The sequence below is a fragment of the Dyadobacter luticola genome, from assembly GCF_005860805.1.
GTDB classification, from domain to species: domain Bacteria; phylum Bacteroidota; class Bacteroidia; order Cytophagales; family Spirosomataceae; genus Dyadobacter; species Dyadobacter luticola.
Map to the genome: position 1 here is coordinate 444,275 of NZ_VCEJ01000008.1, position 21,763 is coordinate 466,037.

The window sequence follows — 21,763 nt, forward strand, 5'->3', positions numbered from 1 at the left end:
ATGATTTTTGACCTTCATACACTTGCCTGAGCTTTCGATGCAAAAGGAAATCAGTAGAATCCTTTCTTTTTAGGATGCTGTCGCGTGTCAAAAACCGCTAGCAACGCAATTTTTTCTTTATAGACTTTGTAGATAAGAAAATTGTGTTTTGTAATAACCGCCTCCCGGACCGGATTGCTTCTTGAAACTTGCCTGAACATATCCGGGTGGTCTGCAATGAGTTGAAGCACCTTTTCAGTTCTCTGAACAAAATCTCTCACAACTTGCTCTGTCCAATTAACTTCTAGATAAGCAATTACCTGATGGAAATTTTCGAGTGCGCGTGGTGACCAGATAATCTTTAAAGCCATTTTTTATAAGTTTCTCTGGCTTTCAAATGTGATATTTCTTTCCCTGCTTCGATTTGGCTCAAAGATTCTTCAATGTCCTTAATTACTTTTTCAGGCAAATCTGCCCACTCATTCGTATTATCAAAAGAATCCAAAACAGATTTTACGGCATTTATAATGCTTTCATTTTCCGTATCGAGGAGCCTTTTTGCAAGCTCTATTTTTTCAGATTGAATATCCATAGTAATCAAATTTACTACTTTGAATGCTAACATGTCAACTAATTAAGTTCGATCGCATCTATACTCAGCGTTGCCGCCCTCTCCCAGCCAACCATCGCATTAAACAACCTAATCTCCTGATACTTCCCAATATCCCCCTCCGAAATTTCGGCCTCTTCAATCACCCCGGCATCCAGTAAAAAAGCCCTCTGCGTGCCGGGAAGCAGGTAAGTTTTTGGCGTAAACCATTTTGAGCCGTCAGAAAACGCAACATTGCAGTAAAACGAATCTGTTACCATACCATTTTTAATGATCAGGATATCGTCGGCGTCGCCTCGCTGAGCGAATAATGTATTCAGCTCGTCGCGGTTGTTATATTTGTAGTTGTAGTCGATGGTGTCGTCGTGGACGATCTGGATTTTACGGATTGTCCGGAAGTTGTATGGCTCCCACTTAATGTTGTCGATCTCTTTTCCGTACGCGACGCGGCATTTATGTATTTCATTGTCAACACAATCCGGGAGGATCAGCATTTCTGATAAGTCCCAACGATCGGTATATCCCCAAAGCTCTTGGCGGGTTTTGTTCAGCCGGGCTTCGTGGTAAGACAGGTTTTTGAGCTGCCGGTTTTCGACACAGATCGTTTCAATACACAATGTGTGGGACATGGCTGAAAGGAAGGTAAACTTTATCGATAATCTCCTGATACTCACTTTTTGCGTCGCTCAGCGCCGTAATGCCGCCACCGCTTTTAAATACCAGGCTGCCATTTTTGTTTTCTATAAAACGGATCATCACGGCGCTTTCAAAGTTTTCACCATCAAAATAACCCATCACGCCGGTGTAAAAACCTCTCTCATAACCTTCTGCTTCCTCGATGATTTTCAATGTACTCGGCTTGGGTGCCCCTGTGACAGATCCGGCAGGCAATAATTTCAACAACAGATCGCCGAACTTTCCGTCAAAATCATCCGGCAAAATTCCAGCTACTTCCGAGCTCACCTGCAAAAGCGCCTTATCATGGGTTTCGATCTGGTCGATATACCGGTACTTTTCTACCCAAACTTTTTCCGCAACCATACTCAGATCATTACGAATCAAATCCACAATCGTGGCGTGTTCGGCGGCTTCCTTGTGGTCCGACAAGATGGTTTTTTCAGCATTCGGCAGGGAAGCGTCGATGGTACCCTTCATCGGGAAACTGGAAATTTGGTTTCCTTTAACCCTGACAAAGATTTCCGGCGAAAAGCAGACAAATTCATCCCGATACCAAACCCGAAAACGCGCATCGCTATTGCGATAAATTTCCTGCAAACTCAAATTTGTATTAATCGGAGTTTCAATTGAAAGGTTGGTCAGAAAAGAATTACCGGCTTTCAGATTTTTCAGGACATGCTCAAATTTGTCCCGATATACTTCAAATGAAACAGGGTTTTTATAAAAATAAAAATCAGAAACCGGCTCTTCTTTTGACGAAATGTCCTGATTACTAAATCCTTGAAAGTGAAACTGCAATTCCTGGGAATCAACTTCCGCCAGTTTCCAGGCCACCGGATTTTGAATCCGATAATCCACAAGAAACACAAAAGGGGTTTTTGATTTTCCCCATGCATTTAATTTTTCAGCAAAATCTTGGACAGTATCTATCAAATCTTCGGGCGGTCGGATTGAACATTTTCAACAGCTAGCTAATTTACAAAGTTCAGAAACCAATATCTAAATTAGGGGGTTAAAAGAGAATAGAATTGCGCTTTCTGCGCTCGGCAGAGGGTTTTAGCCTTAAAAAAAGCATGCATATTTACGACGTTATCGTGATTGGAGGAGGCCCTTGCGGACTGGCTATGGGCGTAGAGCTGGCCAAAAGCGGCCTCGATTATCTGATCCTGGAAAAAGGAAACCTGACAGAATCGATTCGCCGGTATCCGAGACGGATGAAATTCTTTTCAACCGCCGAAAACATTGAAATCGGCGGCATTCCTTTCGCGATTTCAGATGTAAAAGCCAACCGTAACGAGGCACTGCAGTACTACCGGAAAGTAGCCGGATATTATCATTTGAATTTCAAATTGTTCATAGATGTTGACCGCGCCGAGAAGCAGCCGGACGGTACTTTTCTGACGTACGCCAATGATGGTCAGGTATTTCAGTCCAAAAATGTGGTGCTGGCGACCGGCTATTTTGATGTGCCAAGATTGCTGAATGTGCCGGGTGAGGACCTGCCGCACGTTTCACATTACTATGATGAACCTTTCAAATATTCCTACACCAATGTGGTTTTGGTGGGCGGCTCCAACTCTTCGGTAGAGGCGGCGCTGGAATTGTATCGTCACGATGCACACGTTACCATCGTGCACAAAGAGGCTGATTTCCGTACCAAAGTGAAATACTGGCTCGTACCCGATGTGAAAAACCGGGTAAAAGAAGGAAAGATCCACACGCGATTTAACTCGGTTACCGAAGCCATCGAGCCGGGAAGAATGTTGATCAGAAACCTGGAAACGGGTGAAACTGAATGGTTACCAGCAGATTTTGTCTTTTTACTCGTCGGTTACTTGCCCGACGAACATTTGCTGACGCGCTGCGGCGTGGTGCTGAATCCGGTGACCAAAGTGCCAACATTCAATTCTGAAACTTTTGAAACCAATGTGCCCGGACTGTACTTGTGCGGTACGGTGATGGCGGGTGTTTTTACCGAAAAGGTATTTATCGAAAATGGCCGGGAGCATGCTGCGGCCATCGCGGATCATTTATCAGGGCGGGAAGTCCGGAAGGTGAATGAGCTGATCGACAGGATTTAACGTGCTATTCTTCAATTAGTTGAAGTCGCCGCCTTTTCTTTTTCATCGATACTTTTTCAATTTTTCCAACTAAACCTTTCGCACCAACTGCGTAGCCAACATTAGCTGCAAAGCTTACGGCGTGAAAACCTTCTATACCGAGCTGCCGCCACGATTTTCCTTTATCAATACTATAACTGCTGCCCGACGGCCCGGTCGCAATCAGCGCATAATCGTCTGCGCGTAACTCCGTTTCGCCAGTCCAGATCGCATCGGTTTTGTGATAAAGCGCCACGCATTCCTTCAATCCGGTCGGTTTTGTCATGGCGGTCAGCTTCCAGGTAATGCCACCGTCGGTTGTCATTAACACATTTTGGGTTGAGTCGGTTGTACGTTTATAATCGCCACCCACAGCCATTCCATGTTTTTTTGTCCAAAACCTTAATCCAAAAATGCCGCTGGTTGGGCCTGCCGCCAGAGGCGTAGCCGATACCTCCCAGGAACGCCCATAATCCTCCGATCTGAAAACCCGCGCGAATTTGCTGCCGCCGGTTCCAATATAAACATTGCCTTTGCCGGTGGCCAGGATCGAGGTGCCGCTTGCAGCAAAAGAAGCTTCTCCGGGTTCGGCCACTGGACGTTTTTCCAGCGGTAATTCCTGCCAGCTTTTTCCACCATCCTCAGTAGTCAATATATACAGATGTCCGTCGATAGGGTCACCCAGGCAGATACCCTTATTTTTATCCCAAAAGTCGATTCCATCCAGAAAAACCCCATTTTGTGTAGTTTGGTACACAAGGTTCCAGCTTTTTCCGCCGTCTTCGGTCCGGTAAATTTTAGCTTTATCCGTCTCTGCAGTACCCGCGCTCATCGCCACGGCAACCTCTCTATTAAAGGCATGAATATCCCGAAAATCCAGAGAATCGGCTCCCGGCACTTTGAATGTTGACCAGCGCTTTCCGCCGTTTGTTGTTTTCAGAATTGTACCTCCTGAGCCGCCAATCCAGCAAGTACTTGGGGTGAGGGTGTGTACCGCCCGCATATTCACGGCTGGCGTAATGTTATAAAGTTTCCACTGGGCTTTGCCAGGTAATGAAGTAGTAAGTGTAATAATTAGTAAGAGATAGTGAAAAGGCCCTGCAAACTTGCATTTGGGCAGTAAAAGGTAATTTGGCACAGTATTTTTATCTGGTAAAGTTCTAAGTCATTAATAATCACAAAATAGGAAATTCATATGAACAAGAATGAAAAATTTTTGATCGGCGCGATAGGTGCTTTGTTATCTGGTATTGCTATCGGGCTTTTGGTTGCTCCTAAAAACGGAAAAGACACGCGCAAATTGATCAAGCACAAGGCAACTGACCTGAGCGGATCTGCGAAAGATACCTACGAAAAAAGCCTCGAAGAATTATCTGCACTGGCTGATAAACTGAAAGAAGGTTTTTTGAAAAACGTAAATACGGTGAAAGACAAGGCGACAAATGTTGCTGATAATGTGAACGACAGAGTTCGCAATGTTGTCAACAACAACGCATAAGAATTAGATTAAGAATACAAAAAGGGCCGGTTCTAAACGAATCGGCCCTTTTTTGCGTGTTGTGAATGTATTTATTACTTAGGTACGCCGGCAATAAGTTCCCTGACAAGATTGTCAATGTCTTCCTTGAAGTTTTTGCTCTTCTCCGGAATAATCCCGCTGCCGCCTCCCTGCCATACCATTTTATTACTCGCCGCGTCCACAAGATCGATCATCAATGTGCCCTCGCGGTATTTCCCAACCACCACTTCTTCACTTTTCCAGGAATACCGCCGCTGGCCCATATACCTCGGCAAACCTTCACTCCGAAAATCCGTTTGCCTGGTCTGAACCTGCTCTTTTACATTCAATGCAATGTTGATTTTTAAATTGGCATCCCGCGCCTCATCGAGACCTCTCGATTGCAAATTCTCAGATATGGCCGTTTTAATGATGTCAACATTCCGCTGAAAATTTGCGGGAATTGTATCGCCGGAGGCATCGATGTCGTAAAACCCGAAAGTGGCGTAGTTAGAAAGCCTGAAATCAGCCTCTTTTTTCGGTTTCAGCACTTTGTAAGAAGAACCGCAGTCCATTAAAAGCACCGCGGAAAACAAGAGAAGTAGTTGCAGACTTTTTTTCATAACGATCAATTTTTAACCGATCACACTCCCCAATTCCTTTGCCGCAGCCATACTAATGTGCTTGAAATGCATAAATTCCGCCATAATAGCGAGTTGTTCCTCTTCCGAAGAGGCCTGGACGGCATGCTGCAGACATACCTTCATTCTTTCCTCAACAAATGCTTTTTTCAGCCTCAGAATGTTGTTAAAGGCTGTTTTGTCTAAAACGTCCGTCTCAAAAGGCACATATATCTCGAATTTCTCCGCCCAAAGTTCACTCAATGCATGTTTGGCAGTAAGCCACTCGATGGCAATACTACGGATCTCAGCCTCATGATGTTGCACGAAATAATCGGTCGGCAAGACGTGGTTCCGGCTGTAATTTTCACGGAAAAGTGTCAGCAAATGATGGAAAACCGGATCTTTGAAATCAATTCCCTCAATCTGGCTCAGCACATACTGGCAAACCGTAATTGTCGGTTCCAGTTCTTTTGTACCATGCACCACCAGCAATTTCACGAATGCTTCTTCCTGGTAATGCAGTTTGGTCCGCTGCGGCGCCTCGGGGACATCTTCTTCCGGGAAAAACAAATCGGCAGGGATTTCCGAATCGTCCCGAAATTCCATTCCTGACAGAAAATCGAGGTCATTTGGACCGCCCGGCGCCGCATTATCAGGTCGACTTTTTCTTTCCTGTGGTTTCTGAGCATGCAGTTTCCGGAGCAATTTGTTGCCTTCCGTGATCAGCATTTGCTCGTCGACCTTCATCATTTCCGACGTCCGCTGAAAAAATACCTGCCGCTTGATCACGTCCGGTATTTTCACAATGCTCTGCACAATTTCGCCGATCAGCGCCGCCTTTTTGAAAGGATCATTGCCCGCATCTTGCAGCAGGATTTCAGTTTTGAAAGAAATAAAATCTTTGGAAGCTTTCTTTAAATATGCCTTGAATGCCTCCGCACCCACTTTTCTGACAAAGCTATCGGGGTCATCACCATCTGGAAAAAGGACAATGTTTACATTCAAACCTTCCTCCAAAACCAGGTCCAGCCCGCGCAACGCAGCTTTAATCCCGGCAATGTCCCCATCATATAAAATAGTCACATTGGGTGTGAACCGACCGATCAGACGAATCTGCTCAACAGTCAGCGAAGTGCCGGATGACGCTACAACATTCTCAATTCCAGCCTGATGCAGGGAAATTACATCCGTGTAGCCTTCTACCAGATAACAATGTTCCAGCTGGCGGATCGCGTTTTTGGCCTGATAAATTCCGTAGAGGACTTCACTTTTGTGATAAACATCCGTCTCGGGCGAGTTCAGATATTTAGGCTGATTGGCCTTTTGACCGGCATTCGATTTAAGGATCCGCGCGCCAAATGCAATCACTTTCCCCGAAACATGGTGGATCGGAAATATCACGCGCCCCCTGAAACGGTCGTAGCCAGGAGAATTCCTGTCGCCCGGACGGCTTTCCTCCCGACGGATCAGTAACCCGGCTTTTTCTAAAATTTCAGCAGAATAACCTTTTTCAAGCGCTTCTTTGGAGAATGCATCCCAGGTATCGAGGCTATATCCGAGTTCAAATTTCTTGCGGATATCCCCTGAAAAACCTCTTTCCCGAAAATAGCTCAGCCCGATTGCCTGACCTTCCTCGCTGTCATTCAGCTGTTTCTGATAAAAATTCTTGGCGTAGTTGAGGATAATGTAGAGGCTTTCACGCTCATTTTGCCGGAGCGTTTCATCGTCCGTCAGCTCCTCCTCCTGGATCTCAATGTTGTATTTATTAGCAAGATAGCGCAATGCCTCGCCGTACCCGATGCCGTCAATATCCATCACAAATTTGATAGAATCGCCGGCCGCGCCACAGCCAAAACATTTATAAATCTGCCGCGACGGATTTACATTGAATGATGGGGTTTTCTCATTGTGAAAAGGGCAGCAGGCAGAATAGTTTGCGCCCTTTTTTTTGAGAGATACAAAATCCCCAACCACTTCCACGATATCTGCAGCGTGCTTGATACGGTCAACGGTTTCGGGATTAATGCGCATAAATCAGTTATTTAACGCGGTCGCGCAGTTTCACGGGGCCTTCTTTCGCATTTTTGTCAAGACGCATGTTCAGCAGCTCGACCACAAAAGAGAACGCCATCGCGAAGTAAGCATAACCTTTCGGAATCTCGTAGTGAAATGCTTCGGCGACCAGCAGGGTACCGATCATCAACAAAAAAGAGAGCGCTAAAATTTTAATCGACGGGTGACTATTTACAAAATCGCCGATTTTAGCGGCAAAAGCGATCATAATAAATGTAGAAGCTACCACCGCAGCAATCATAATCGGGATTTCTTTCACCAGCCCGACGGCGGTAAGCACAGAGTCAAAAGAAAAGATAATGTTGAGCAAAGCGATCTGGATCAGGGCGCTTCCGAAAGTCAATGAGCCTTTGCTGGCCGCGCCGGGAGTGGGTGCCTCCTCGGTCTCGCCTTCGAGCTTGTGGTGTATTTCTTTGGTGGTACTATAAAGCAGGAAAAGTCCGCCGCAGAGCAGGATCAGGTCGCGGCCGCTGAAACCATGGCCGAAAATCGTAAGCAAATCCTCTTTTAGACCGATCACCCATGAAATCGCAAAAAGTAAGGCTACGCGCAGTACCAGGGCAATAAGCAAACCATTATTTTGTGCCTTTTTCCGCTGATCAGCCGGAAGTTTGCCAGCTACAATCGTGATAAAAATGATATTATCTATCCCAAGAACAACTTCGAGCAAGGTCAGCGTAAGCATACTTATCAGAGCATCAACCGTAAAAAACGCTTCCATGAAAAAAAATTAGGTGAGTATTGTTTGTACGAAATTAATCAGGTGTGGTAGTTTGAACAATATTTAAATAATATTTCCGTAAATTTGATGCCCTAGCTAAGATCAATGAAGAAGTTTTGGAGAATTGTCCATTATTTTCTTATTAGAATTTAGAAAATCCCAAATGAAAGTTTTTTTCTAATTACTTTAGTTTGTTATTTTGCGGTATTGAAACTGAGTTAAGAAACTATCCGACGAGATATATAGATATTAAAAATATAGTGTGTGTATAGTGTGAAACAGGGCATGGAAATTTTTCTATGCCTTTGTTTTTTTCTAACCAACTACATTCTTCTCTCGTCCGATAGCATTGACGTATACAGATCCACTAAATTTTCCATCACATCTTTCCCCGCTTTCTCTGGATTTCCGCTTTTCAGCAATTTCTTTGCCCGATTGATAGACATCTCAAAATCAATTTCTTGGATGTCCTTAAACACTTCGCAGAATGTTGGTCGCGGTACCGCCTCCGATGCGAGTACCGGCACATTCAGCTCCCAGGCTTCGTGGATGGATAGTGATACACCGTCGGTAGTGGTATTACGGATGAAGGCATCTGAGAATGTAAGAATGTGCCTGAAATCATACGGCTCGGTGATGAAAATGACATTTTCGGGAATGCTGCCTGACTTTTCAATGATGAATTTCTGATAATTACGAGACGGATCTGAAATGATCAGGCCAATGTCGGCTTCGTTTTTTATGCGATTGATCAGATCGGAGATGCCGTATGTTTCTTTTCCATTTTTTTCAAAAGTGAGGTTCCAGGCATTGGAGCAGAGCACGAGATTATATTTTTTTCTAAATTCTTTTAAAATTTTAGCCAGAAGCATATCCGGCTTTTTCAAAGGTGGGGACGGCAGGTGAGTTGAAATATTGACAGCGCGCCGGTTCCAGCAAAGCGCCTTTTTCAAACTAGCCTCATTTTGCACAACCGGAATGTACGCAAGCCAGGCTGAGAGGTTTACCAATAAATTTCCCAACCAATCGTATCGCCCCCAATTTCCGTGGTAGGTGATGATCAGACGTTTCCGGGACATTTTACAAAAAATCGCAAATAAACATTGCAGTCCGGGACGCGATATGTGCAGGTGAATGTTTTTGTGTTTTAAAATATTTGCAAGATTAATCTGCGCGTTAACTTTTCCTAAATCACAGAAAGTGAAATCGTGGAAACCGGATTTCGGGAGATTTTCGACTAGCCTTTTCACATGATTCGTGATTCCCCCGATGGGTGGAGGTGTCTTTCCTAAAATCAGAATCTTAGCCATTTTGGTCGGGAATATTGGCGGCGCTTCTTGAATAAAAGAAAAGACAAAGCAGCAGGATGGGAGCGATGCAATTAATGGTGATGCTTTTGCCAGGAATAATCACGAAAACGCTCCCGACGGTGTGGTTGAAAATGAGATAAAAGAGTAGTGAAATAGTTAGTAGCCAGTATCTTTTGTCCAATCGCGTCGCGTGAATTAATGTTAATGCGAGTATCGCGAGAAGAATGTAGAAGTATAATGTTCCGATAAGTCCCTGCTCGGCCAGCAAAGTGAAAAGCAGTGAATGTGCCTCCCGGTAACCCGGCCCGAGCATCTCAAAACTTCCTGTCCCGTGACCGAAAAGCGGGCTTTTCAGGAATAGATCGTAGGCGATCGCATGTATTTCTGCGCGTCCACTGCTGGCTTGTAGCTTTTGCACGGCAGCCAAAGGCGCCGCCGCGCCGCCAAATCGCAAACCCCAGGAGTAACCAAGTCCTTGATCCTCAAATGCATGGGTGATGTTTTTGAAAAAGAAGGAAATAACTAATAAAGCGCCTGCCAGCCAGACAATTTGCCTGCGTTGAAAAATGATCCCGGTTGTGATAAAAAGATAGGGTGCGACGATAAAAACAGCGCCTCGGGAAAATGAGAAAATAACGATTCCGACGAAAATGCCGAGCAGCGTGATCAGGATGTAAGTAGGCAGCCGGTTTCGCTGAAAAAATAGCAATGCAAACGGCCAGAGCAGAATAAAATAAGCCATCGTAACATTGGTATCGGAGATATTGCGGGTTACCAGCAGGTTGTCGGAACCTTTATACGCAGCCCCGGCGAAAATTAGTCCGAATGTGCCGAAACCGAGAATGAAGTAAAGCAGGCACAAATACATTTCCATTTTTGACTGAAAATCAGTGGCTTCGCTCAATGTGTGGAGATATAAAAAGAAGAGTGGCAATATTGCGAGGTAGAAAAGTAGTCCACCGAAAACAGTGTTTGCGAGGTTGGGGGAAATCGTCAGAAAGCCGAGTTGTGTAGTGATCCAGGTCAAGAGAAAAAGCTTTTCATTTCTGGACAAATGCACATTGACTTTGAGAAAGAAGTTAAAAAAGTACATCAGCAGCATGATAAATGGTAGCAGCCGCCAACCCGAATTTGCGCCAGCAGTAAAGGCATATTTCTGAAACAGATGCAGGAATTGCGAGAAAACCGGGATGCTGAGGACGTGAAATAACCGATGCCTTGAAGGTCCGAAAAGCGCGAGCGCAACATATAAATAGCAGGTCAAGACGATAATCGTTTGAAATGTGCTTTCGCCGAATATTAGTAAGTCAGGAAAAATTTGGCTGACGATCAATACAATCACCAAGGAAATCAATGCTTTCCGACCCGTTTCAAACATTATCTCAACCATTCCTGCACACAATCTAAAATGGTATCGACTGACTTCGCTTCATTAAAATGAATGAAAGGCAACACCTGCCTTACATAATCGTTTGGCTGGGGATCATTCAATGTCTGATCGAGGTGACGGAAAAGTTCTCGCCTACTATGCGCCATCTTATCAATACCGAGCTTATTTAAAGGAATCTGATGTGAATAATCGTAAAGCCGCCGCACGGAAATCGGGTAGGGGAGTTGCTGGCGGCCGTCATAGGCAATGCTGATGACAGGCTTATTGCAAGCCGCGGCATCGAGGCGGATGGTAGAGGCGACCTGGATGCAGACGTCACAATTTTGAAGGGTCGTTTTCAGTGAATTCAAAAAATCCGGATCGGGGAGCCAGCGGTAAAATTTGTTATCCAGCTCAGAATCAGTAGCGTCACAATACTGAATGTGTACATTATTCAAGTTTTCAAATGCTTGATAATCCTTGGGACGATCTGCTGGATGACATCGGACGATCAGATCAATTCCGGGATGCAGCTGAATGTATGATATAAGATCAGCGGCGATATCGGACTGATAATGAAAATGCTTCCAGGCGCTGGTAGCGAAAAAAATGATTTTGTTGGCGGGAGGTATTGAAAGCCTTTTCCGAAATGCTGCACTACTTTCCGCTGAGCTATTTTGAAAATAAGTATCAAATCTTGCAATACCCGTCACGCACAATTTTTCGTCACCTTTAAAAATCGTGTAAAGCCGCTCAAATTCGCTGGCCATCACGGTATTCCAGGTCAGCACATAATTGTGTTTAGCATTCATAATGCCTTTTGAGGTCAAATTATCCCAGCTGATAATCATTGCAAGAGACCTTATTTTCCTCTTTGCGAGCACATTGACCGTGCTATTTTCCCGAATGTCCAGCGGCGATGTGGAAATGACTCCGTCAAAATGATACGCTGAAAAATCGGCGGCGTTTAAGTGATGCGTAGAAATGTTAATGATCAGTTTTCGCAAAAAGCGAAGTGCAAATACCGTCACTGCGGGCGACAATCTGACCAGCCAGGCTGCGAAGCGAAAAACCGCTTGCATTTCCAACACCTTGATCTGATAGGTTTCAATGTTGAAATGGACAGAGAAAATCAATTTTTCAACTCTTCTGAGAAATCTTAAAGTCTTATTTTCGGGCGGCAGGTGCACATTTAAAAGACCAACTTCCATATCATAGCGCCGGTTAATTTCCGCCATTTCTTTTTCACCGATCATGGTCGAAAGAATGTCGATTTGATATCGATCCGAAAGCTGTTTGAGCAATCCGCTATGAATCATATTGGTGGCTGCAAAGCTATTGGTGATCAGCAGCAGCACTTTCTTTTTTACAGATTCTCCTGACTTCTCTTTCTGCCAACTGCCAGTCATAGGGTGTGTCAATGTTAATATTGGGTTCATTTTCAGTTATAAAGCCTGCGATTTTACCGCCCAGCATTTCGCCCTTTTCAATCAGCGACTTGTGGGTGATGTAGATTTTTCCATCCCGGTAAAATGTAGCCGGTAAGTCCTGGCGGCGGGTGATTATTTTTTGATGCGAAAAAAATTGAAGACAGCAGTCGGCTTGCTGTTCAAGCGCCCAATGCGGATTATACCGATCCGGAATTTTCTGGATGGTGACCAGGCTGTCGGATTTGGTTTTGAGTAAATGTGTGATGCACCTATCAATCAAATCAGAGCCTCGAAATGGCGTAGTCGGCTGTAAGAGAACTACATAATCGAATGTGACGCCAGCTTTTGCGTAATGTTCCAAAGCATGTTTTACTACCTCAGTCGTCGGAGACTGATCGCCGGAAAACTCGGCTGGCCGCAAGAATGGGACTTCAATTCCTGCATATTGTCTTGCAAAATCCACCGTCTTTTCGCAGTCACTTGAAACAATGATCTTATCCAGCAACTTCGAACATTGTGCAGATTCCAGGGTATAGGCAATTAAAGGTTTACCGCCCAAAAGCTTCATATTTTTTCCAGGAATGCCTTTCGAGCCGGCCCGTGCCGGGATAAGTCCGAGAAATTGAGGTTTAGCATTCATCAGAATGTGATTTGCTTGTCAAATGTTAATGTTGCTTCTGCCAGTATTTGCGCTATCTGTCGCCCGGCGTCGCCTTTTCCGTAAAGAAAGTCGGGAGGGTAGGGGCCGTGGTTAAGTTGATGCCGTATCGCCTGTTCGATCAGATCCGTATTGGGCGTTACATCTACTACATTTTGGCCTCTTTCCCTTCCATTTTGTCTGTTTCCAATATTCACCACCGGCACGCCCAGGTAGGCAGCTTCACGGATTCCGGTGCTCGAATTCCCAATCAGGCAAGCTGAATTTTTGATCAGTTCAAGAAAATGCTCCGTCCGCATGCTCCGGAAAAAGTGGATCGGCAAGCCGTCATTTGCTTCCCGAAATGTTCGGATACCCTTAGAAATACCGCAAGTCCCCGGATCAGCATTTGGCCAGAACCAAAGTGTAGGTAAGTTGACCGTTTTAATCGCTTCCAGCGTACACGTAATGTCCGATTGGGCATTGCCCAGCTCCGTAGTAACAGGATGCTGTAAAACGACCAGGTAACGTTGAGCCAGATCGGGCTCCTCGCCCACACCGCCATATAATTTGTAAGGCTCAAAAGTCAAGGAGTTACGCTTAGAGATTCCCATTGCAATGTCAATCGAAGGGCAGCCGGTAAGATGAATCTTGTCCGGAGATTCACCCAATTTCAAAACGCGCTGCCTGGCAGCAGTGGTAGCTACAAAATGTAGATCGGCCAATTTAGTGACTGCATGCCGTACTTTCTCGTCAATGTTTCCAGTCACTTCGCCACCCTGAATGTGCGCGAGCGGAATGTTCATGTAGCTGGCGGCGATCGCGGTTGCCATCGTTTCGTAGCGGTCGGCAATGGTCACGACGATGTCCGGCCGCAGGTTTTCGAAAATTGTTGAAAGTTCAATAATTCCTAAGCCGGTTGTTTTCGCGGCTGCTGTAACCTGGCCGGGTTCGAGCAGGGTGTTGACTTTTGCCGTGATCTCAAAACCGTCATCTTCTATCCAGTTTACAGGAGATCCGAATTTGTCAAAAAGTGCGCTGCCGCATATTATCAGTTGTAAATCACAATCCTGTCGATTTTTAATCGCCAACAAAACTGTTTTTACACGCCCAAAACTGGCTCTTGCAGTGATGACTACGCAAATTTTCCTCATATTATAAATGGGCTTCGGTTAAAAAATCACACTTCTGAATGTCGCGGGTAAGTGCTTGGCATAGAACCGTCCCAAAATATTTGGGAGAAATGCCAAAACCCGCTGGCTTCTTGGCTTCCAGATCTTCAAATGTTAGCTTGTGTCCCTTTTTAAGCGATTTATTAACAGCCAGTGACTTGCCGAAAATGACTTTCAGGTTTTCGAATCCCGAACAATCCGACTTATCAACCGGATTACTTAAAGCCATTTCGATTTGCCGCACGCCTCTAATCATTTCAGTGGCTTGTGCGATTGTCAGTGAAGAAGTGGCATCCGGTCCAGGCATTCTTTTATCGAAAACAATGTGAAATTCGAGCAGCCGGGCGCCCGAACTTGCAGCGGCAAGGCAGGCGAAAATATCCCCTGAATGATCAGAAAAGCCGATAGGTATCTGATATCGGTTATCTAGCTCGACTATCATATTGATACCCCACTGACGCGGCGCGGTGGGATACGCCGAAGTACATTGCAACAGCGAAATCCGGCAGTTTCGATTTTTGAGAAATTCTACTGCATTGTCCAGTTCAGTCAGCGAACTCATTCCCGACGAAAGAATGATGTCTCTACCAGACTCCGCTATTCTTTCCAGCATGAGCGGATTATTAACTTCTCCCGATCCAATCTTGAATGTCGTAACCCCGATCCTTTCCAGCAATTCCACAGCCTCGATCGAAAACGGACTTGCAACAAAGTCCAGCCCGCGCGACTCGCAATGGTCCTTCAATGCAACCCACTGTTTTTCAGTAAACTCCATGCGCCGCCAGTATTCCATGCGGGTTTCATCACAGTATCGAAGAGGAACCCGAAATGGCTCGTGAATGCTGCTTTCCGCTTCGGCAATATGTATCTGGAACTTGACCGCGTCGACCCCACATTCGGCGAGGGCGTCAATGTATGCGTGTGCGAGGGCGATGTTTCCTTCATGCGCCTGCCCCACTTCCCCCATGATATAAATGCTTGTCATTGTGCTGGTTAAAATTTTAGTTTATTTAATAGTTTGTCAAAAAAGCTTCGGTTTTCGATTCCATAGCCGTAGTCATATTGATAGCGTGCATTGGGTTTGACGCCATTGAGAATGATGCGTAGTGCCGGAAACTGGTCATCTTCAAAAATTCGGTTAATGTCATTTAAATGGCTCTTGAATGTGAAATGCTGGCGAACAACATACAGTGACAGATCCGAAAACCGGCTCAGTAGTCGTGCGTCCGTCACAAGCCCAATCGGCGGCGTGTCGAAAATAATGTAGTCGTATCTGCCTCTCAGCGTGGAAACGATTTCCTCCAACTTGGGTAATGCCAGCATTTCAACTGGGTTGGGTGGAGGTAAGCCCGAAGTAATCACGTCGAAGAAAAGTTCGCCGGGAGAGGGCTGGATAACTGCATCCAGGTTAGCCGCGGATGTCAGCAGCTCACGGAATCCAACCTTCCTCAATCTCAGGATGTTGCCGATCGTTGGTTTGCGCAAGTCCAGCTCTGCAAGAATTACTTTTTTTCCTGCCAGCGCCAGCGAGTGACTCAGGTTGATGGCCAGAAATGATTTTCCTTCACCTCCCGAACTCGACGTGATCAAAATGGTCTGGCAATCTTTATTTGCATTCAAAAATTGAATGTTCGTCCGCAGCGCCCGGAACTGTTCGGCCAACATACCGCGCGCATTCAGGTCAAGCCGCTTCCCTAAAGGCATTTTCTCGTAGCTGATCTCAGCGAATATCGGAGCACGGCAATTTTCTTCAATCTCTGTTTTACCGGTTATCCGATCATCCAGAATGTTCTTCAAATGCAAAAGGCCCAGCGGGATACCTATGGAAATCAATCCGGACATCAGCAGCACAAGCTGGTGGCTTGGATTAGTCGGTTTTGGGTTGGCTTTTGGTGGATCAATAATCCGTCCGGCCGCGATAGCTGAGGATTTTGAGATAGCGGTTTCGACCTTCTTTTTTAGCAGAAAAAGATATAAGTCCTGTTTGAGTTGCTGCTGCCGCGTAAAATCCAGCTGGGTTTTTTCCAGGATGGGGATTTTTGCAATTTCAATCTGAATGCTGTCATTGTATCTTCGCAAAGCCGCAATGCTGATTTGCAACTCAAACATTTGATCACCAATTCCTTCCAATAAGCTTTGCCGCAGCATTTCGATCTGACTTTCAAATTCTGCGATGCGCGGATGCGGCTCAGAAATAGTTAAAAGTGCCTTTCGTCGCAGAAGCTGTACTTCATTGAATTTTGCAGCAATCTCAGCGAAGCCCGGCGCCTGCTGAAATAGTGAGGAAGGGACAATAAACCGTTCATCTTTTAGCAGATTGTTTTGAAGCTCCGTCAACACTTTAAATCTGACTAGCTGCCCATTTTCTTCCTGCGCATAACGATCTGCACTTTGCAGAAGTAACCGTCCGGTCTCCGTAAGGTTAACCACCTTGTGATTCTTTCGAAAAAGGGCGATACCTTTTTCAATACCAGCAAGTTCCGCTGTGACTTCCAGAAGATTTTTGTCAAGAAAAGCGATGGTACTGTCTGCAATTCTGTTTTTATCCAGAATGCTCAACCTGAGGTAATTGGCCAGAAGAGTTCGTAGAATCGCCTCACCTTTTGCCGGTAAATTGTCGTGAATAGAAAGATCAACAAGGCTGGCCAGCTTGTTGGTCACAGAAACTGAAAGCGCCTCAGCATATTTTCGAAATGTCTCTTCGCGAGATGAAATAAGGATGGAATAAGTATCGTCTTTTGCTGGCTTGAAACGTGTTTTTGTCAGGATTGCTAAGCCATGAGGCAGCTTAATTGTTTCTCCAAACCGCCCTCTGAAATGCTGATCCTGCATAGATAGCTGGTAACAACATTGATCAGTAAGCGTAAGATTATATGTAGCAGGATCTGAGGAAGTGGGCGCCTTCAAAAATCTGAGATGGAAAGGAGACTTATCATACAACTCCGCAGCTTTCACCCGGCCAGTTGCGAAATACCGTACCTGCAATTGTAGGTCATCCACCACACCCTCCATGAGGCTGCGGCTTTTCAGGATTTCTACCTCATTATCAATGCTGTTTTTAAAGGAAGATACACCCAGCTCTTCCAGCACAGTACCATCACCCAGATCACCGCCACGCGATTCGTCACGAATCAAAAGTGAGCCTGTGACTGTGTAGCGAGGCGTGGCGTAACGCAGATAGAGTAGCGAAATGGTCGTGCAGAGAATAAAGGAGACTACAAACCAGTACCAATGTGCACGGATTTCAGGGAGCAGGTAAAACTGCTGCTGGCTGGAATTTCTACTTTTAAAGTTGGTAAGTGCTGCTAGATCTTTTCCGCTCATTGTTTTCAAAAAGAGGGTGGTATGATTTAGACGCGCACTTGTAAATTAGGTAACGCACTTTTTGCAAATATTTTTTTCAAATAAAAAACCCTGTCCATTTCCGTAGAATGAACAGGGTTTTTGAATGCTATTCGGCAAAGGAATTAGTCGAAATGCACCTTTACTTTTTTCAATGCTGACGCGACAACCTGGTGCATATCATAGTACCGGTACTCGGCCAGCCGTCCTCCAAAAATTACATTTTCTTCCTGTGCAGAGAGCGCTTTATATTGGTTAAAAACCGCCGTGTTTTTGTCATCATTCACAGGATAATAAGGCTCAGCACCCTTCACCCACTCCTCCGGGAATTCGTGCGTGATCACCGTTTTGGGCTGTGTGCCAAACTCAAAATGCTTGTGCTCAATGATACGCGTAAATGGCGTTTCACCATCCGTATAGTTGACTACCGCATTTCCCTGATAGTTTTCCTGGTCAAGAAGCTGATTTTCAAACCGTAAGCCCCGGTACTCCAGCTGCCCGAATTGGAAATTAAAATACTCGTCGATCGGACCAGTAAACACAACGGTTTCAGCAAGAGCGGAAAGGGACGCTCTATCCTGCATAAAATCGATTCCCAGCCTCACTTCAACACCCGCCAGAAGCCCCTCGGTCAGCTTGTTGTAGCCACCGATAGGGATGCCCTGATATTTGTCGTTAAAATAATTATTGTCAAATGTAAACCTTACAGGCAGGCGCTTGATGATAAATGCGGGAAGTTCAGTGGCTTTGCGTCCCCACTGTTTTTCTGTGTAAGCTTTGATCAGCTTTTCGTAAATATCTGTCCCAACCAATGAAATCGCTTGTTCTTCCAGGTTTTTCGGATCGGTGATACCTGCTTCTTCTACTTGCTGCTGAATTTTTGCCTTCGCCTCTTCCGGAGTTTTCACTTTCCACAGCTGGTAGAAAGTGTTCATATTAAATGGCAAATTATACAGCTCACCGTTAAAGTTCGCTACGGGAGAATTGGTGTACCGGTTGAACTCAACAAATGAATTCACATAATCCCAAATGTCCTTATCATTGGTATGGAAGATGTGCGCACCATATTTGTGAACATTGATTCCCTCCACATTTTCGCAGTAAATGTTACCGCCGGTGTGCTGCCTGCGGTCTACTACCAAACATTTCTTCCCTCTTTTTGTTGCCTCGTGTGCAAAAACTGAACCCCACAAACCTGCGCCTACTATCAGATAGTCGTATTGTTTCATTAAGTGTTTGAATTAAAGTGATAGGTATAATGTGTTACATAACTCGAATTTTAGTTTATAGCATGAAGTGGCAAAAAGAAAGGCTCCTGTTGGGGAGCCTTTCTTCGGATATCATTTCCAAAAATTATGGAAGCAGTTTCAGTTCTACACGGCGGTTTTTCTGTAAACCTTCACGTTTTGCGCTATCAGCGATTGGTTTGAATGAACCGAAGTAGTCAACAATCACTTTGCTAGGATCAGTCAAACCCGCTTCGTTGATCAGGTAGTTTTTCACTGCATCCACGCGGCGTTTCGAAAGTGCTACATTGTAGCGGTCAGAAGCACGACGGTCAGTGTGTCCAGCCAATTGCAGGCGGCAACCGTTCAGGTTCATCAACTTAGCTACGTTTTTCAGCATTTCCTGAGCCTCAGGAGTAATGGTGTTTTTATCTGTTTCGAACATTACGTTTGCGAAGATCTCGCTGCAAGCCGCACCATTTTTAAGTGCATTTTTAACGTAAGCGTCAAAGTCAAGTACGCGACCACCACCGTCAACAATGCTACCAGCTGGTGAATTAGGCTCTTTATCGAAGAAGTCAGAAACACCGTCACCATCTGTATCAAGCAACAAACGTGGGTCGATATCTTTTGGACGGTTGGCTTTTGCCACTGAGTCCATCTCTTCAAGCGTAAGAATTTTTGGTGGCTTGATCAGCACTTTTGGATCTGTGTAACGTAGGTGGTAATATCCGCCTTCGTCTGGCTTGTAATCCCATTTGCCATCCACTTTCTGAACTTTCAAAGGATTTTTACCCAGTTTGTAAGTTACCTGGATAGATCCGTAGCCGTAGCCGTCCAGTTCTGAATTTCCTTTGTGAGAAGTTTTTTGATCACCGATGATGAAGCTGTTTGGCGTTCTGTCATAGTCACCACCGTAAGTTGCATCCAGGTAGTCAGAGTTGGTATGGTTGTAACGGAAGTCAAGACCGATATCAATTCTTTTAGTTACTTCGTAGTTAATGTTCAAGCCGGTAGGAATGATCCAGTCATTTTTGCTGCCGGTTTCACGAAGATTCACGCCACCCGTCAGATCGTAAGCAGTTGAGTTGTAGAAAACCTGACCTACACCCACATACGCATCGATTTTCCAGCGTTTCATTTTATTAGGTCCCATTAAAAGCCCTTTCAGGTTAACAGTTCCCGCAACAGATGCATCAAAATAGTTGCCTTCAAAATAACGGTTGTACATCCGGCGTTTCATACCTCTCAGGTTACCAATAGAAAGGTCAAGACGTGATCCGAACCAGTATGAAAGCTGTTTGTTTAAAGTTAAACCGCCCTGGATTGTTCCGGATTCTTTGTGGCTGTCGGAATTTGTTTTGGTAACAGGCCAAAAATCATATTCTCTCAAATCGCCAAAAAACATGGATGGGCCGATGTGTGCTGAAATTGACCAGGTGTTCAATTTGTAAGGGCCATCATAGGTTGCTTTGGGATTGTAATCCGGAGAATTCGGTTGCTCTAGTGGTTGCGCCAATGAAGGCAGCGCCATCATTGCCCCCAAGGCAAACGAACAAATCAACTGGGATACTTTTTTCATACTATTCAAGTTAGCGTTATTAAGATTAACTAGGAATTGATCTATAGTCAATTATGAGTAAAGTTATATATTTAATTCATGGCCAATCGTGCATTAACCAAATGCCTAGTGCGACAAAAATAGGTTAACAATATCATTTAATCAACCGAACATGATCGAAATGGAAAAGTTTCCTGATAATAAATTTAAAATTTATTCGAAGAAACGCCCTTTTCTGAACTTTCAAAGCCGTTGATTTAATTTTTTTTCCACTTCCCGCTTCCAGGAAAGGAAATTTCCCTCTATTATTTTCTCTCTCGCCGTATTCACCAGCCAAAGGTAAAAAGTGAGGTTATGAACACTTGCAATCTGCGCACCCAGCATTTCATTGGATTTTACCAAATGTCTCAGATATGCCTTACTGTAAAAAGTACTAACATACCCGCCCAGGCCAGCATCGATTGGTGAGAAGTCATCCTTCCACTTTTCGTTGCGAATGTTCACGATACCCTCAGTAGTAAAAATCATGCCATTACGCGCATTGCGGGTTGGCATTACACAGTCGAACATATCTACGCCCAGCGCAATGCATTCGAGGATATTGGAAGGCGTACCCACACCCATCAGGTAGCGGGGTTTGTCTTTTGGCAGGATATCGCAAACCACTTCGGTAAGTTCATACATGATTTCCGCGGGTTCTCCCACCGACAGGCCGCCGATCGCATTTCCCTCTCTTTCGCAGGACGCAATAAATTCCGCAGATTGAACCCTAAGATCTTTATAAACACTGCCCTGCACAATCGGGAAAAGTGTCTGACTATGTCCGTAGCGGGGTTGCGTACTATCAAATCTTGCGCAGCAGCGTGTCAGCCAGCGGTGCGTCATTTCCATGGATTTCCGGGCGTAGGTGAAATCGCAGGGGTAGGGGGTGCACTCGTCAAAAGCCATGATAATGTCAGCCCCGATCGTCCGTTGAATGTCCATCACATTTTCTGGGGTGAAGGTGTGAACCCCACCGTCAATGTGTGACTTAAATACCACACCTTCCTCGTTGATCTTTCGGCCCGTCCCTGCCAGGGAATACACCTGGTATCCGCCACTGTCGGTCAGTATTGGCCTGTCCCAGCCGTTAAAGGCATGTAACCCTCCGGCTCTTTCCATAATGTCGAGCCCAGGCCGGAGATATAAATGATAGGTATTTCCAAGAATGATCTGCGCTTTAATATCTTCTTTTAACTCGCGCTGGTGAACTGCTTTTACCGTCCCGGCCGTACCCACAGGCATGAATATCGGCGTCTGAATTACCCCGTGATCCGTTTCAATAAACCCCGCTCTCGCCTTCGACCCGGGGTCCTCAGCTTGTAGTGTAAACTTCATTAAATGTTTTGATTTCTAAGCCGCAAAAATAGGTTGAAGGTCTCGAACATTGCTGCCA

Annotated in this window: 20 protein-coding genes; 2 read left to right on the forward strand and 18 right to left on the reverse strand. The window is 45.2% G+C overall.

The window, feature by feature from the left end; translation table 11 throughout:
• Window positions 1-50 precede the first annotated feature (50 nt).
• Genes FEN17_RS25785 through FEN17_RS25800 form a run of 4 tightly spaced genes read right to left on the reverse strand, consistent with a single transcriptional unit; the run spans window position 51 to window position 2,200 of the window.
• Window positions 51-350 (reverse strand): type II toxin-antitoxin system RelE/ParE family toxin, encoded by a 300-nt coding sequence (locus tag FEN17_RS25785; RefSeq protein WP_138368285.1) that lies wholly within the window; start codon window positions 348-350, stop codon window positions 51-53.
• Window positions 341-604, reverse strand: coding sequence for a hypothetical protein (locus tag FEN17_RS25790; RefSeq protein WP_138368286.1), 264 nt, complete (start codon window positions 602-604; stop codon window positions 341-343). The genes FEN17_RS25785 and FEN17_RS25790 overlap by 10 nt, the downstream gene beginning before the upstream one ends.
• Before the next feature lie 5 nt (window positions 605-609).
• Window positions 610-1,218: an aminotransferase class IV gene (locus FEN17_RS25795; protein WP_138368287.1), complete on the reverse strand. Its 609-nt coding sequence runs from the start codon at window positions 1,216-1,218 to the stop codon at window positions 610-612.
• Window positions 1,196-2,200, reverse strand: coding sequence for an aminodeoxychorismate synthase component I (locus tag FEN17_RS25800; RefSeq protein ID WP_138368288.1), 1,005 nt, complete (start codon window positions 2,198-2,200; stop codon window positions 1,196-1,198). Before FEN17_RS25800 ends, FEN17_RS25795 begins: the two co-directional genes overlap by 23 nt.
• A 140-nt stretch (window positions 2,201-2,340) precedes the next feature.
• Between FEN17_RS25800 and FEN17_RS25805 the strand changes: the two genes are divergently transcribed.
• A complete protein-coding gene (locus FEN17_RS25805) occupies window positions 2,341-3,348 on the forward strand; it encodes a YpdA family putative bacillithiol disulfide reductase (RefSeq protein WP_138368289.1) in 1,008 nt (335 codons plus the stop codon).
• 4 nt (window positions 3,349-3,352) lie between these two features.
• Here the strand turns inward: FEN17_RS25805 and FEN17_RS25810 are convergent, their stop codons facing one another.
• Window positions 3,353-4,504: a YCF48-related protein gene (locus FEN17_RS25810; protein WP_229208996.1), complete on the reverse strand. Its 1,152-nt coding sequence runs from the start codon at window positions 4,502-4,504 to the stop codon at window positions 3,353-3,355.
• A 57-nt stretch (window positions 4,505-4,561) separates the two neighbouring features.
• On the opposite strand from FEN17_RS25810, the gene FEN17_RS25815 reads away from it, so the two are divergent.
• Entirely contained in the window at window positions 4,562-4,864 is a 303-nt protein-coding gene (locus FEN17_RS25815; protein WP_138368290.1) for a YtxH domain-containing protein, read from the forward strand.
• Between the two features lie 74 nt (window positions 4,865-4,938).
• Here FEN17_RS25815 and FEN17_RS25820 read toward each other — a convergent pair whose 3' ends face one another.
• From FEN17_RS25820 to tgt, 13 genes are all read right to left on the reverse strand, one after another.
• Window positions 4,939-5,487 (reverse strand): DUF4136 domain-containing protein, encoded by a 549-nt coding sequence (locus FEN17_RS25820; protein WP_138368291.1) that lies wholly within the window; start codon window positions 5,485-5,487, stop codon window positions 4,939-4,941.
• 12 nt (window positions 5,488-5,499) lie between these two features.
• Window positions 5,500-7,518, reverse strand: a complete 2,019-nt coding sequence (gene dnaG / locus FEN17_RS25825; protein WP_138368292.1) for a DNA primase — start codon at window positions 7,516-7,518, stop codon at window positions 5,500-5,502.
• A gap of 7 nt (window positions 7,519-7,525) precedes the next feature.
• Window positions 7,526-8,281 (reverse strand): TerC family protein, encoded by a 756-nt coding sequence (locus FEN17_RS25830; RefSeq protein ID WP_138368293.1) that lies wholly within the window; start codon window positions 8,279-8,281, stop codon window positions 7,526-7,528.
• A gap of 323 nt (window positions 8,282-8,604) precedes the next feature.
• Window positions 8,605-9,591, reverse strand: coding sequence for a glycosyltransferase family protein (locus FEN17_RS25835; RefSeq protein ID WP_138368294.1), 987 nt, complete (start codon window positions 9,589-9,591; stop codon window positions 8,605-8,607).
• The gene (locus FEN17_RS25840) at window positions 9,584-10,981 is read right to left on the reverse strand and encodes an O-antigen ligase family protein (RefSeq protein WP_229208997.1); all 1,398 of its coding nucleotides are present in this window, start codon (window positions 10,979-10,981) and stop codon (window positions 9,584-9,586) included. Before FEN17_RS25840 ends, FEN17_RS25835 begins: the two co-directional genes overlap by 8 nt.
• Window positions 10,969-12,369, reverse strand: coding sequence for a CDP-glycerol glycerophosphotransferase family protein (locus tag FEN17_RS25845; protein ID WP_138368295.1), 1,401 nt, complete (start codon window positions 12,367-12,369; stop codon window positions 10,969-10,971). Before FEN17_RS25845 ends, FEN17_RS25840 begins: the two co-directional genes overlap by 13 nt.
• Window positions 12,296-13,030, reverse strand: a complete 735-nt coding sequence (locus FEN17_RS25850) for an acylneuraminate cytidylyltransferase family protein (RefSeq protein ID WP_138368296.1) — start codon at window positions 13,028-13,030, stop codon at window positions 12,296-12,298. The genes FEN17_RS25845 and FEN17_RS25850 overlap by 74 nt, the downstream gene beginning before the upstream one ends.
• Complete coding sequence (gene neuC, locus FEN17_RS25855) at window positions 13,030-14,181, reverse strand: UDP-N-acetylglucosamine 2-epimerase (protein ID WP_138368297.1); 1,152 nt, start codon at window positions 14,179-14,181, stop codon at window positions 13,030-13,032. Before neuC ends, FEN17_RS25850 begins: the two co-directional genes overlap by 1 nt.
• 1 nt (window position 14,182) lies before the next feature.
• Window positions 14,183-15,184, reverse strand: coding sequence for an N-acetylneuraminate synthase family protein (locus FEN17_RS25860; protein ID WP_138368298.1), 1,002 nt, complete (start codon window positions 15,182-15,184; stop codon window positions 14,183-14,185).
• Between the two features lie 8 nt (window positions 15,185-15,192).
• On the reverse strand, window positions 15,193-17,523 hold the full coding sequence (locus FEN17_RS25865) for a GumC family protein (RefSeq protein ID WP_138368299.1): 2,331 nt from the start codon (window positions 17,521-17,523) through the stop codon (window positions 15,193-15,195).
• A gap of 143 nt (window positions 17,524-17,666) precedes the next feature.
• Complete coding sequence (gene glf, locus FEN17_RS25870; RefSeq protein ID WP_138368300.1) at window positions 17,667-18,770, reverse strand: UDP-galactopyranose mutase; 1,104 nt, start codon at window positions 18,768-18,770, stop codon at window positions 17,667-17,669.
• 124 nt (window positions 18,771-18,894) lie between these two features.
• Window positions 18,895-20,349, reverse strand: coding sequence for an OmpA family protein (locus FEN17_RS25875; protein ID WP_138368301.1), 1,455 nt, complete (start codon window positions 20,347-20,349; stop codon window positions 18,895-18,897).
• A gap of 222 nt (window positions 20,350-20,571) precedes the next feature.
• Window positions 20,572-21,705: a tRNA guanosine(34) transglycosylase Tgt gene (gene tgt / locus FEN17_RS25880; protein ID WP_138368302.1), complete on the reverse strand. Its 1,134-nt coding sequence runs from the start codon at window positions 21,703-21,705 to the stop codon at window positions 20,572-20,574.
• Window positions 21,706-21,763 lie beyond the last annotated feature (58 nt).